Origin of the sequence: Sphaerospermopsis torques-reginae ITEP-024 (assembly GCF_019598945.1) — a bacterium.
In the GTDB taxonomy this organism is placed as follows: domain Bacteria; phylum Cyanobacteriota; class Cyanobacteriia; order Cyanobacteriales; family Nostocaceae; genus Sphaerospermopsis.
Map to the genome: position 1 here is coordinate 2,517,853 of NZ_CP080598.1, position 13,781 is coordinate 2,531,633.

11 protein-coding genes and 2 pseudogenes are annotated in these 13,781 nt (G+C 39.8%); 10 read left to right on the forward strand and 3 right to left on the reverse strand.

Annotation, left to right across the window (positions count from 1 at the left end; all coding sequences use genetic code 11):
• Positions 1 to 74 precede the first annotated feature (74 nt).
• The gene (locus K2F26_RS11795; protein WP_220611861.1) at positions 75 to 1,268 is read left to right on the forward strand and encodes a HetZ-related protein 2; all 1,194 of its coding nucleotides are present in this window, start codon (positions 75 to 77) and stop codon (positions 1,266 to 1,268) included.
• Between the two features lie 88 nt (positions 1,269 to 1,356).
• Here K2F26_RS11795 and K2F26_RS11800 read toward each other — a convergent pair whose 3' ends face one another.
• Both K2F26_RS11800 and K2F26_RS11805 read right to left on the reverse strand, forming a co-directional pair.
• Positions 1,357 to 1,848: a Dps family protein gene (locus tag K2F26_RS11800; protein WP_187041034.1), complete on the reverse strand. Its 492-nt coding sequence runs from the start codon at positions 1,846 to 1,848 to the stop codon at positions 1,357 to 1,359.
• Between the two features lie 82 nt (positions 1,849 to 1,930).
• A pseudogene (locus K2F26_RS11805) lies at positions 1,931 to 2,194 on the reverse strand (ParB N-terminal domain-containing protein).
• Between the two features lie 183 nt (positions 2,195 to 2,377).
• On the opposite strand from K2F26_RS11805, the gene K2F26_RS11810 reads away from it, so the two are divergent.
• On the forward strand, positions 2,378 to 4,000 hold the full coding sequence (locus K2F26_RS11810; protein ID WP_220611631.1) for a SpoIID/LytB domain-containing protein: 1,623 nt from the start codon (positions 2,378 to 2,380) through the stop codon (positions 3,998 to 4,000).
• Positions 4,001 to 4,109: 109 nt separating this feature from the next.
• Here the strand turns inward: K2F26_RS11810 and K2F26_RS11815 are convergent, their stop codons facing one another.
• Entirely contained in the window at positions 4,110 to 4,409 is a 300-nt protein-coding gene (locus tag K2F26_RS11815; protein WP_220611632.1) for a ferredoxin, read from the reverse strand.
• 403 nt (positions 4,410 to 4,812) lie between these two features.
• On the opposite strand from K2F26_RS11815, the gene K2F26_RS11820 reads away from it, so the two are divergent.
• The 8 genes and pseudogenes from K2F26_RS11820 to K2F26_RS11855 all read left to right on the forward strand — a co-directional run bounded on the left by K2F26_RS11820 (position 4,813) and on the right by K2F26_RS11855 (position 13,727).
• The gene (locus K2F26_RS11820) at positions 4,813 to 5,814 is read left to right on the forward strand and encodes a Gfo/Idh/MocA family protein (protein ID WP_220611862.1); all 1,002 of its coding nucleotides are present in this window, start codon (positions 4,813 to 4,815) and stop codon (positions 5,812 to 5,814) included.
• A gap of 4 nt (positions 5,815 to 5,818) precedes the next feature.
• Positions 5,819 to 6,583, forward strand: coding sequence for a type I methionyl aminopeptidase (gene map, locus K2F26_RS11825; protein WP_220611633.1), 765 nt, complete (start codon positions 5,819 to 5,821; stop codon positions 6,581 to 6,583).
• Positions 6,584 to 6,812: 229 nt separating this feature from the next.
• Complete coding sequence (locus tag K2F26_RS11830; protein ID WP_220611634.1) at positions 6,813 to 7,532, forward strand: 2Fe-2S iron-sulfur cluster-binding protein; 720 nt, start codon at positions 6,813 to 6,815, stop codon at positions 7,530 to 7,532.
• Positions 7,529 to 8,521, forward strand: a complete 993-nt coding sequence (locus K2F26_RS11835; RefSeq protein ID WP_220611635.1) for an FAD binding domain-containing protein — start codon at positions 7,529 to 7,531, stop codon at positions 8,519 to 8,521. The genes K2F26_RS11830 and K2F26_RS11835 overlap by 4 nt, the downstream gene beginning before the upstream one ends.
• Positions 8,518 to 10,647 (forward strand): xanthine dehydrogenase family protein molybdopterin-binding subunit, encoded by a 2,130-nt coding sequence (locus K2F26_RS11840; protein ID WP_220611636.1) that lies wholly within the window; start codon positions 8,518 to 8,520, stop codon positions 10,645 to 10,647. The genes K2F26_RS11835 and K2F26_RS11840 overlap by 4 nt, the downstream gene beginning before the upstream one ends.
• A gap of 999 nt (positions 10,648 to 11,646) precedes the next feature.
• A pseudogene (locus K2F26_RS11845) lies at positions 11,647 to 12,144 on the forward strand (DUF29 domain-containing protein).
• Between the two features lie 258 nt (positions 12,145 to 12,402).
• On the forward strand, positions 12,403 to 13,221 hold the full coding sequence (locus K2F26_RS11850) for an XdhC family protein (protein ID WP_220611637.1): 819 nt from the start codon (positions 12,403 to 12,405) through the stop codon (positions 13,219 to 13,221).
• Positions 13,176 to 13,727 (forward strand): nucleotidyltransferase family protein, encoded by a 552-nt coding sequence (locus K2F26_RS11855; RefSeq protein ID WP_220611638.1) that lies wholly within the window; start codon positions 13,176 to 13,178, stop codon positions 13,725 to 13,727. Before K2F26_RS11850 ends, K2F26_RS11855 begins: the two co-directional genes overlap by 46 nt.
• Positions 13,728 to 13,781: the final 54 nt, after the last annotated feature.

Consider the following 13,781-nt stretch of genomic DNA (forward strand, 5'->3'; position numbering starts at 1 on the left):
CAGCAAGATTTTTTGAGAAGTAGTTTGCGTATTTTGAGAACAAGGGCAGCTATTGGTTAGTAATTTAAGTGGGTATAGGGGTTGTGATGCAAACTTTAAAGCGGAGTTTCGAGGAGCGCAATCTCACTATGGAAACGGAAGCGGCCAACTTAGCGCAATATTGGCAAAAGCGACTCGCTGCTGAATGTCCAGAACAAAGTGAGGGCGCTAGACACAGTATTTTGCTTTGGCTTTTGGGATCAGATGTCAAAAGATTTGATTTACTCACCCCAAAAGAACTGGAAATAGCTAAACAAGCAATGGAATATCGCTGTCGGATTTTACAGCAGCGATATTTGGGAATGGGACGAGAACGTGCTTATCGCAACCTAATCAATCGCTTGGGAAGCGTGATGACACTGAGAAATAAAATTCAGACTTGGGTGTCTTTAAGTCGCGATCGCCAGCGCAGTGTGGTCGATGTATTACAAGAAGTCCTCCAAGAACTGCTGCAAAGTGATTCATATATGCAGCAACAAATGTCTGCAATTGCCGATATCACTACGGATAGAAGATTACAGGATACTTTACTATTTGCCAGCCTCGAAGAATATTGTTTGCGTCCGGTACGCAACCAACCCCTCTTAGCTTATCGTTTTGTTAACTACCTACGACGGGTTCAGCGTGGTGGGCTAACGCAAGTTCCAGCCAACGACTTGATTCGATTGGTTTCTGATGAAGTGCTGACAGAAGATACAGATAACCCCCTGAACTTGGTAGATAATCAGGCGATCGCCCAATATCAAGAAGCACAAAAATTAGAAGAGCAACAATCACTACGTCAAGCTGTATATCAAGAATTTGCCCAATACTTACTGGAAAATCTGGGACAAACCGCAGTAGATTGGCTGCAATTATACCTCCAAGGCAAAACTCAAGAAGAGATTGCCAAAAAACTCAATAAGCCAATTAAGGAAGTATATCGACTGCGTGAAAAAATTAGCTACCATGCTGTCCGCGTTTTTGCCATCAAAGGTCAATCAGAACTGGTAGAAAGCTGGCTCTCAATTTCCTTACAAGAACACAATTTCGGTTTAACACCAAACCAATGGCAGCAGTTGGAAGAAAAAGTCACCAATCTGGGCAGACAGATTCTCCAGTTACGCAGAGCCGGTCACTCTATAGAAGCAATAGCCCAAAATTTACAACTCAAAACCCATCAGGTTATGGGTGAATGGACTAAAGTCTATCTGGCTGCTCAAACTTTAAGAACAAAAGATTCTCTTTAAATTTCGCAACTTTGGGGTGAAATCTTCATCAGGCATAAGGCAAGGGGTATAGATTTTTGTTGTTTATTATACCCCCTTTCCTCAATCTTTATTCATCTAATAAACTTCTTAACATCCAAGCTGTTTTTTCATGCACTTGCATTCTTTGAGTTAACAAATCTGCACTAGGTTCGTCATTAACTTCATCTACCAAAGGAAAGATTGATCTTGCAGTTCTGACCACAGCTTCTTGTCCTTCTACTAATAACTGGATCATTTCTTTGGCTTTCGGCACTCCTGGAGTTTCTGGAATGGAACTGAGTTTGGCGTATTCGCTATAAGTTCCTGGTGCGGGATAGCCAAGCGCCCTAATTCTTTCAGCTATTAAATCAACTGCTAAGGCTAATTCTGTATACTGGGTCTCAAACATCAAATGCAATGTTTGGAACATTGGACCTGTGACGTTCCAATGAAAATTATGAGTTTTTAGATACAGTGAGTAAGTGTCAGCTAATAAGCGAGACAAGCCCTCAGCAATTTTGCCTCTACTCTCCTCATCAATACCAATATTTAGATTTTTGACATTTGTTGTCGATGACATAATTTTTTGCTCCCAATAACTAGATTAAAGTGCTGGTTGTGATTCGTTCTTTCGCTATCCTACTCGAAGCCTACACCCCTATTTATGCTAGGTGCATCTTCAGCACACTCGGAGTAGCTTTTCTGACTCTAGCTAAAATCGTTTCTTTGCCTAGACGCTGACAAGCTTCATAACGATGGCAACCAGAAAAGCCATAATAGCGTCCATCCACCTCTAGAACGTCTATCGGTTCTTGTTGACCAATTTCTGCTATTGAGTCCATTAAGTCTTTGACTTTCTGGGGGTCGTTCTCACGCGGTCATGGGCGTTGAATTTGATTTAAAGGAATTTCTTGAATTTTTACCATAGAAGTTTTGCTGATGAGTTTTCTATCCTAACTAAATCATAATCATTATGACTTCGATTTGTAACTATTTGAGAAAAAAAAGGTAATGATATGATTGAATGGCATCAACAACAAAGCAAAATCGCTACAAAATTCCTTAAAATTTGCCTTCAAGCCTCACTGTGGTAGCAAAATCAGGTTTTCATGAAAATCTTTTTCTGGCGTTCTTCCTACAAAATACTCACCACATTCTGTTTACTGGGACTGACTGCTGCATCAACTCCTGTCAACAATAACCCAGATGTGGAACTGAAAATTGGTATTGTCCAGCGATTTGGATCTACACCTACGGCTAAATTAAAACTGACACCGACCAAAGGCGATCGCCTAAAGCTAAAATGGCAACAAGGTAATCAGCAGCAAAGCTTAGTAACTGCCAACCCCATCCAACTGGAAACAGTCATGGAAACCTTACCTCAACCCAAAGTGCAGGAGGTATTAGTTTTAGGCAACTATCGCACCTTTGAAACAGCAGAAGACAGCGCCAGAAATTGGCGTTCTCAGGGAATAGAGGTGGAAATAGCTCAACCTGAACGCTGGCAAGTATGGGCAAAACGAGAAGTTTACAGCAGCCCTTTATTACGGCGTTTGTTGTTACAGAACATACAAGCATCAGGACAGACACTGCCATATTTAGATACACAAATTCTGCAACAAGTACCGCGAGTCAGTTGGGAAATTAATGGGAAGCGATACAGCAATAATTATTTAGAAATTACCACAGATAAAAATTTAATTCGGTTGAATACAGGCACAAAGCCTGAAAATGCTCGTCTTTTCCCAGGGCGGTTGAACTTACAGCCCAATGCTTATGGTAGCTACTCCCTAGTAAATCAAGTAGCTTTAGAAACATACTTACGTGGAGTTTTGCCTTATGAAATTGGCACAAGAGCGCCCCAAGCATCCCTAGAAGCCCAAGCTATAATTGCCCGCACCTATGCCCTGCGGAATGTACGCAGATTTGAAGTTGATAACTATCAATTATGTGCGGATACACACTGCCAGGTTTATGATGGACTAAATGGCGTGGCAAAAACCACAGATCAAGCGATCGCTGCCACCAGGGGCATGGTATTAACCTATAATAACGAATTAGTCGATGCCCTCTATTCTTCAACTACAGGTGGTGTTACAGCTTACTTTAGCGATGTGTGGAATGGAGAAGATCGTCCTTATTTACGCCCAGTTGTGGATGCAGCTACAAATATTTGGGACTTGTCAAAAAAGAATTTAGCAGACGAAAATAATTTGCGGCAGTTTATTAACCTACAACAAGGATTTAATGAAAGTAAATGGGATGTATTCCGCTGGAGCAAACAAACCAGCTTAGAAGATATTACCAAAGACTTACAAAAATTTTTGCGGGCAAAAAAGAGTCCATATAGCAAATTCAAAACCATTGAAGCTATGGCTGTCACCAAGCGCAGCAACAGCGGTAGAATTTTAGAACTAGCTGTAAAAACAGATATTGGCGTTTTCACCCTGCATAAAGATGAAGTTCGCAGCGCCTTTGCCGCTCCACGCAGTACACTATTTTATTTACAACCTCTTAACAAAGGTACACCAGGGATCTGGGGATACGCTTTTATCGGTGGAGGTTTAGGACATGGAGTAGGGTTAAGTCAAACAGGCGCTCAAAATTTAGCCAAACTCGGCTGGCCAAGTGCTAAAATTCTTCAGTTTTATTATCCGGGTACAGAACTTAAAATACTTGGTAACGAAATTCAACCTTTCTTAACATCTTCAGATAGCAAAACAGGTAGATAATTGCGGTAAGCTAGAAATCACAAGAGAAGAAATTGATACAAAACATCCACCGCAGTACTGCTGGCACAGTAGGGCGGTGGGAGGCTGTCAAAAAAGTAAAGTCCGACTTTTAGTAAAGTTCTTCTTCTTTGTGTGTTTGGATTGTACAGTCAGAAGCTGGGTATGCAACACAAGTCAAAACATATCCAGCTTCGATTTGATCATCATCTAAAAATGATTGATCAGATTGGTCAATTTTACCAGAAACGAGTTTACCTGCACAGGTAGAGCAAGCACCAGCACGGCAGGAGTAAGGAAGATCAAGACCTGCTTCTTCAGCAGCATCTAGAATATAAGTATCGCTGTCAACGTCAAGTGTGATAGTTGTATCTTCAGCTTCGTTGATTAAAGTGACTTTGTAAGTAGCCATTTAGTATTCCTCTCTTGTAACAACGGCAGTATAAGCCATACTTCAGCAAAATTTGCGGCTGACCTGAAAGGATGAGCCGTAGATTTTTATTTGCTTCAATTCTGATACTACGGGAAAATTTAAACCTTGTAACGGAAATTTGACCACGATTAGTAATGAAATTTAGTTACTTATTACCAATAAGTTTTAGTTATGTAAAATCCTCATTGAGACAGATGGCGACAGCATCTTTGAGGGTATGATTTTTTGGGGTTGCATTGGACTGGGGACTGGTGACTGGGGACTGGTGACTGGGTAATAAATTTTATTTTTCCCAATTACCAATTACCAATTACCAATTACCAATTACCAATTACCAATTACCAATGTTAATTAATAACTGACAATTCAACTTATGAAAATGATGTATAATTTTGAGCCACCTTTAAATAAAATTATGCGGGTGGGTTTAGTTGGGACTGGGTATGCAGCAAAATTGAGGGCTGAGGCATTACAGCAAGATCCACGGACACAGTTGGTAGCGATCGCTGGCCATACTCCTGAAAAAACAGCAGCTTTAGCTCAAGCCTATCAAATGGAGGTGATGAGTTGGCAAGAGTTAGTAAACAGGGAAGATTTAGATTTAGTGGTCATTTCCACGATTAATCAGGATCATGGTAAAATAACCCATGCTGCCCTAACCCACAATAAGCACGTCATTGTTGAGTATCCTCTGTCTCTGGATGTCAAGGAAGCAGAAGCACTGATCGCCTTAGCAAAAGCAGAAAATAAACTGCTGCACGTTGAACACATTGAACTTTTAGGCGGTTGGCATCAAGCTTTAAAACAACATTTAGAGCAACTGGGTTCTTTGTTTTATGTTCGTCAAAGTACCGTTAAACCTGAAAACCCTGCACCCCGCAAGTGGACTTACAACCATGAACAATTTGGGTTTCCTTTAATGGGGGCGTTATCTCGCTTACATCGTCTAACTGACTTGTTTGGTGAGGTGTTATCTGTTAACTGTCATCAGCGATATTGGGAAACAGAAACAAACTATTATCAAAGCTGTATCTGTGTAGCGCAGTTGTGCTTTAGTAATGGTTTGTTAGCACAAGTGATTTATGGTAAAGGTGAAACCATCTGGCAGTCAGAACGAAAGTTTGAAATTCATGGTGAAAACGGAGGTTTAATCCTCGATGGTAACACAGGAATTTTCGTACAGCCAGAAAAAACAACATTGATTGATATGGGTACTCGTCGGGGTTTATTTGCTAAAGATACGACAATGGTATTAGACCATCTTTTTTATGGTACGCCTTTGTATGTCACTCCGGAACAAAGTTTGTATACTTTAAAAGTGGCAGATGCAGCACGTAGAGCAGCCCAAACAGGTTTAACTATATTTTTAACAAAAGACTCGTAGATAAATGAGAACTGAACAAATTGTTATTTTATCCCAAAGAGAAATAGAAAAAATGCGTCGGGCTGGACGTTTAGCAGCAAAACTGTTACAGCATCTAGAACCCTTCGTTAAACCAGGGGTGAGTACACAGCAACTCAATGATGAAGCGGAACGATGGACCCAAGCACAGGGGGCTAAAAGCGCACCTCTAGGTTATAAAGGTTTTCCTAAGTCAATTTGTACCAGTGTAAATGAAGTTATTTGTCATGGTATTCCCCATGCTAGACAAATTCTCAAAGAAGGGGACATTATTAATATTGATGTGACACCTATCGTTGATGGTTATCATGGCGATACATCCAAGACATTTATCGTTGGTAATACTAGACCGAAAGCGCAGAAATTGGTAGAAGTAACAGAAAAATGTTTATATTTAGGTATTGCGGAAGTAAAACCAGGGGCGAAAATAGGTGATATTGGTGCGGCTATTCAAGAGTATGCTGAAGCTGAGGGTTTTTCTGTAGTGCGGGAGTTTGTGGGACATGGTATTAGTAATATTTTCCACACTGCACCGGATATTCCCCATTTTGGCACAAGGGGTAAAGGTAAACGGTTAAGACCGGGAATGGTGTTTACCATTGAACCGATGATCAATGAAGGTACTCATGAAACGGAAATGTTGGCTGATGGTTGGACTGCTGTAACACGCGATCGCAAACTTTCCGCCCAATTTGAGCATACCATTGCTGTAACAGAAGATGGAGTAGAAATACTGACTTTACCGGAATAGGAAATAGGGAACGGGAACAGCCCAATTTTGAAAAAATAACCGCAGCAACACTAAAAAATCTCTTAAAACCTCTTACCTTTGTGTCCTTTGCGTCCTTTGCGGTTCAATCATATCAGTCCCTTGGATCATTTTATTTCCCCAGTTGAAAATAAACTTAAACATTTGGGATGCTCCCCAGGGAACAGAGTTAAAAATGTTTTAGTATATCAATTTGTATACCGCTATTACTATGGAAAAACCTCAGCATGAACGTGGAAAAACCTCTCGACGTGGTTTTTTGGGAAAGGCATTAACTACAGCTGGTACAGTCATAGCAGCACCAGCCTTAATACCTCAAACTAATGTAGCCAAAAATACTACCCAGTCCAACACGGGTGACATGAATATCACACTCAAAATCAATGGTAAACCCCAATCTTTAACCATTGAACCCCGTGTCACCCTCCTGGATGCTCTACGGGAAAATATGGGATTGGTAGGTAGCAAAAAAGGATGTGATCATGGACAATGTGGAGCTTGTACAGTCCTTATAGATGGTCAACGAGTTTATTCTTGTCTGTCTTTGGCAGTGATGCAGGAAGGAAAGGAAATAGTCACCATAGAAGGACTAGCAAAGGGTGATACTCTCCATCCCATGCAAACAGCTTTTATAGAAAATGATGGGTTTCAATGTGGTTACTGTACCCCTGGTCAAATTTGCGCCTCTGTGGCTCTTGTGGAAGAAGTAAAACGCGGTTGTGTGAGTGCTGTCACTGCTGATTTAAATAATCCACCCAAGTTAGCAGAACTTTCAGAAGCGGAAATAAAAGAAAGATTAAGTGGTAATCTTTGCCGGTGTAGTGCTTATAATGGCATTGTCGCCGCTGTCCAACAGGTAACAGGACAAAAACCCCCTTCTCCCAACGCCCATATTATGGTCAGTGAATATCAGGAGGTGCAAGCATCATGAATAACTTTACCTATACTCGCGCTACCTCTGTAAAAGATGCCGTTCAACGAGCAACGAGTGATAAAAATTCCCTGTTTATTGGTGGGGGAACAAATGTGGTTGATCGACTCAAAGCCTTTCTAGATGAACCATCCCAACTGATAGATATTTCTCGCTTGCAGATGCAAAGTATAGAAAAGATAGCTAATGGTTGGCGGGTAGGAGCTTTGGTAACAAATACAGCATTAGCTGATCATCCCGAAATTCGTCGCAATTATCCTTTCTTATCTAGAGCAATTCTTTCTGGTGCATCGCAACAAATTCGCAACGTGGCTACTGTGGGTGGTAATCTTTTACAAAGAACTCGCTGCCCTTATTATTACGATACTGCCTTTGCGTGTAATAAACGTGAACCGAGAAGCGGATGTCCAGCAGCAACGGGTATCAACCGGATGCACGCTATTCTCGGTGCAAGTGAACAGTGTGTAGCTGTGCATCCTTCAGATATGTGTGTAGCTTTGGCGGCTTTAGATGCGGTGGTAGAAGTGGAAGGACCCAAAGGTAAACGACAAATACCTTTTGTTAATTTTCACCGTTTACCAGAAAACACACCCCAAAGAGATAGTAATTTAGAAGCGGGGGAATTAATCACCGCGATTATTTTACCGCCTTTATCCTTGGCGAAATCAGGAGTTTATTTAAAACTGCGCGATCGCACTTCTTATTCTTTTGCTTTAATATCTGTGGCAGCAGCTTTAGAAGTTGCCGGTGACAAAATAAAAGATGTACGCTTGGCAATGGGTGGAGTGGCACATAAACCTTGGCGTGCTAACGAAGCAGAAAAGTTTTTAATTGGTAAACCTGCGGATGTTAACACATTTACCCAAGCTGCAAATATCGCCCTACAAGGAGCAAAACCTTTAGCTCACAACGGGTACAAAATAGAAATGACAAAACGGGCAATTCGTCGCGCCCTCATGGTTTCTGCTCAAGGTGGAGGTATAGTATGAATAAGGTTATAGGCACTGGCATTAACCGCAAAGATGGACTAGCAAAGGTAACAGGTGTGGCAACCTACGCAGCAGAACACCAAATACCTAATTTAGTACATGGTTATTTAGTCACTGCCAGTATTGCCAAAGGACGGATCAAAAATATTGATACCCAAGCAGCAGCAAAAGCAAAAGGTGTGATAGCGGTTTTCACCCATAAAAACGCCCCGCAAATTTCTAAACCTAGTAACAATTTTATCAATTCCAAAATTTACGAAGCTCGTCTACCCCTAGCAGATGAGCAAATTCATTACGCAGGGCAAATAATAGGTCTGGTAGTAGCGGATACCTTTGAACGAGCTAGAGACGCAGCCCATTTAGTCAAAGTTGAATATATCAAAGATACACCGAGTTTAGACCCGGAAAAAGTCTCTTTGAAAAATGCTCCTTCCATGTTTGGGGAAGACGTAAAATTTGAAAAAGGGAGCTTTGCTACTGGTAATTCTACAGATGCGATGACAGGTGCAGCAGCTAAAGTTACAGCAACTTACAAAACTTCCACGGAACTGCACTCCCCAATGGAACCTCATGCCATTATTGCACAGTGGCAAAATTCTAACTCGCTAACTATTTATGAACCTAGTCAGTGGGTAGGGGGTAGTCAACGCACCTATTCAGAACTTTTCGGACTAGCACCGGAACAGGTAAGAATTATTACGCCTTTTTTGGGTGGTGGTTTTGGTTCTAAAGCTTTTCCTTGGCCGCATGGTATTCTTTGTGTAGCAGCAGCACGTAAATTACAACGTCCGCTAAAAGTGGTTCTTAGTCGAAGACAAATGACGGCAAATTCTGGACACCGTTCGCAAACTGAGCAAACAGTGAGTTTAGCTGCTAATGCGGATGGGAGTTTACAGGGAATTGAACATACAGCAAAATCTTTTACATCTGAGGTTGATGTTTTTGCTGAACCTTGTACAAATATCACCCCAGTGATGTATGCTACTCCAAATTTGCGAACTCAGCAACAACTGGGAGTGTTGAATGTGGGTACACCGACTTTTATGCGTGCGCCTGGAGAAACCCCCGGTATGTATGCTTTAGAGTCGGCAATGGATGAGTTAGCTTGGGAGTTGGAGATAGATCCGGTAGAATTACGGTTAAGGAATGAAACTAAGGAACATCAAAGTCGGGGTTTACCTTTCTCTGCTAAACATTTTGCGGAATGTCTGCGGGTGGGTGCAGAGAAGTTTGGTTGGCAAAATAGACCGAAAAAGGTGCGATCGCTCAACCGTGATGGTAAACTGATAGGCTGGGGTATGGCTGCATCAACTTTTCCCGGTTTACAAAGTACAGCAACGGTGAAGGTGCGGCTTTTAGCTGATGGTACTGCCCATGTTCTCACCAGTGGTAATGATATGGGTACTGGTGCATATACTATTGTGGCTGCTACTGCGGCTGAGTTTTTGGGGCTACCGGTGGAAAAGGTGAAGGTAGAATTAGGTGACTCGTTGTTTCCTAATGGTGGTATTGCTGGTGGTTCACAGATGACAGCAAATTTGATACCTGCGGTGATGACTGCTTGTGAGGAAGTGCTGAAAACTGCTCAGGCGAAAAATGCTCAGGAAGCGTTTGCAAGTCTGCGTCAGTCTCAACGGGTTGCTTTTGAAGCTACTGGTGCTTCTACTGGTAGTTCTGAAGCTAAGAAATGGGCTTTTCAGTCTTGGGGCGCTCATTTCTGTGAGGTGAGTGTGGATGAGGCGATCGGGCGCTTACAGGTGACGCGCTGGGTGTCGGTGATGAATATTGGAAAGGTGATGAATGCTAAAACTGCCGCTTCTCAGATCCGTGGGGGTGTAATTATGGGTATTGGTCATGCTTTGATGGAGGAGTGTCTGTTTGATCCGAATATCGGTTATCCGGTGGTTTATGATCTGGCTACTTATCATTATCCTACCCACGCAGATATTCCCAGAATTGATGTGACTTTTGTGGGTGAACCGGATTTAAATTTTAACCGGGCTGGGGTGCGCGGTGTGGGAGAAATTGGTATTACTGGTGTTTCTGCGGCTATTTGTAATGCTGTTTATCATGCTACGGGTAAGCGGTTGCGGGAGTTACCTATTACGCCTGATAAGTTGGTTTAGTTGTGTTTGTGTGGGAAATATTTTTTTCTCACGCAAAGGAGCAAAGGCGCAAAGGAAGAAGGAGGAGGTTTTTATAAAATTGCTGTTGAGACTTGACAAGATTTTAATGGTGTTGTAGGATTATGTTATGGGTGGAAAAGAGTGCGCCCATATATAATGGGTTTTTAATTATTAAGATTATTTTGTCTGAATCAGGATGTCCAGGATTTGAGGATGTACAGGATGTGGTTGATGAATTGTTTTTGGGTGATGAAAGTTGTGTTTGTCTGAATCAGGATATCCAGGATTTTAGGATGTAGAGGATGTGGTTGATGAGTTGTTTGTGGGTGATGAAAGTTGTGTTTGTCTGAATCAGGATATCCAGGATTTTAGGATGTAGAGGATGTGGTTGATGAGTTGTTTGTGGGTGATGAAAGTTGTGTTTGTCTGAATCAGGATATCCAGGATTTTAGGATGTAGAGGATGTGGTTGATGAGTTGTTTGTGGGTGATGAAAGTTGTGTTTGTCTGAATCAGGATATCCAGGATTTTAGGATGTAGAGGATGTGGTTGATGAGTTGTTTGTGGGTGATGAAAGTTGTGTTTGTCTGAATCAGGATATCCAGGATTTTAGGATGTAGAGGATGGGTAATTGATAATTAATTTGCAAGATCCTGTAAACTCATCATATAAATAATATCATCAGATCATCAAACAACATATTCAAAATATCCCAACTTCTGAAAACCCCAACTTCTCAAAAACCATCATTAAATAACATCCTGTACATCCTTTAATCCTGGATATCCTGATTCAGACAAAAAAATCTCAACTTCTCAAAAACCATCATTAAATAACATCCTGTACATCCTTAAATCCTGGACATCTTGATTCTGACAAAAAAATTCCAACTTCCCAAAAATCAATCTTTCAATTACATCCTATAAATCCTCAAATCCTGGATATCCTGATTCAGACAAAAAATGTTAAAATTACTGTATATTGTATTTAAGGTTCAGGTATGACAAACAAGACATTATTAACTATTCAACTTAACCTGTATGAAGAAGATTATTATTTGTGGATAGAAACTACTCTCAAACAAATACAAAATCAAGATATTGAAAATTTAGATTGGCAACATTTAGCAGAAGAGATTGAAGCATTGGGAATTGAACAAAGACGAAAAGTAGAAAGTTACCTGAAGCAATTATTAATTCATCTTCTGCTGTATTGTTAATTATTAATTCATCTTCTGCTGTATTGTTATTGGGAAAGTGAAAGAGAATTTTGTCAACGGGGGTGGAAAAATGAAATTGCTAATTTTCGAGATGAGTTAGAATTTTCTTGTCGTTCTAAAACCCTATATAATTATTTTTTGGGTTGTTTAGATTCCGTTTATCTCAAAGCGAGAAAACAAGCGATTCAAAAAACAGGTTTACCCAGTGCAACTTTTCCTGAACAATGTCCCTTTACTCCTGAAGAAATTTTAAATAGTGATTATTTTCCTGATGTTTGACATAGTAAACGCAGATAAACGCGGATTTTATTTGTCTGAATCAGGATTTCCAGGATTAAAGGATTTTCAGGATGGGTAATTGATAATTAATTGGCAAGATGCTGTAAACTAATCATATAAATAATATCATCATATCATCAAACAACATCTTCAAAATATCCCAACTTCAGAAAATCCCAAACCAGCACCAATAATGGCAACTTTTTCTATCAATCTTCTATTCATGATATTTTTTTAATCAAAGGATTCTCAACTAATATGAAAGAGATAAATTCTATTATTACATCATTTGTAGAAAATAAACATAATAACGAAGAATTATTTCTCGCAACTGTTGTCAATGTTCAAGGTTCTACCTATCGTCAACCGGGTGCGCGAATGTTGATGACAACATCAGGTAAAATAGTGGGAACTATTAGCGGTGGTTGTTTAGAAAATGATGTCATTGAACATACTCGCTTAATGACAGATGAAAAAGCAAAGATCGTTACTTATGATACCAATGCTGAAGAAGATATTATTTGGGGTTTTGGTTTAGGTTGTAATGGTGTGGTAGATATTTTAATTGAGCGTATTTATCACGATGATCCTTTGAATCCTTTGGGTTTTATTCATCAATGTTTATTTAATCAAAAAACAGGAATTATTGCTACTGTTTTTAGTGTTTCTGGTAATATTAATGTTTCTTTGGGAGCGCATTTCACAATTAATTCTGATGGTTTGGTAAATAGTAATATTGCTGAATCTGTGATCAATAATGCTTTAGTTAAAGATGCAGAATTAGTATTAAAAAATCAATGTTCTATTTTTCATAAATATCAACTTTCTTCAGGTGAAGTGAGTGTTTTTATTGAGTTGATTCAACCACCACCAAATTTAATTATTTTTGGTGCTGGCCGTGATGCAATTCCATTAGCGGAGTTTGCTAAATCTTTAGGTTGGAAAGTGACAATTTTTGATTGTCGTGCTTTAGAAATAACTAAAGAACGTTTTAGCATGGCTGATGAAATTATTCTCACTCATCAACTCGTATGGGTTCACCAAAACAATTGTTATCCTATCAAGGAGAAAGTTTAGTTAACAAAACTATAAAACAGGCGATCGCCTCAGTTTGTCATCCTGTAATATTAGTATTGGGAGCAAATTCACCAAGTATACTTTCTCAACTTGATCAAATTCAACAACCTAATCTTATAATAGTTGAAAATCCAGATTGGCAGTTAGGAATGAGTTCTTCTATTTGTTGGGGAATGACTGCACTTCTAGATAATTATCCTACAATAGAAGCGGTAGTAATTACTGTTTGTGATCAACCTTTTTTAAATGCGGAAATCATTAATAATTTAGTGGAATCATATCATTCTACCAATCAACAAATTATTGCTTGTGAATATGCAGATACATTAGGAGTACCTGTTTTATTTAGTAGAAAATACTTTTCAGAATTAGCTAATTTAACTCAGGATATGGGTGCAAAAAAACTAATTAAAATCTATAAAAATGATGTTTTTAGTATTCGCTTTCCTTTAGGTGCAATTGATATTGATACACCACAAAATTATCAAAAACTTCTGGAAAATTGAATTGGAAAATTGTCAGCATTCAGCAGTCAGCAAGACATACTGAAATGCTTCACT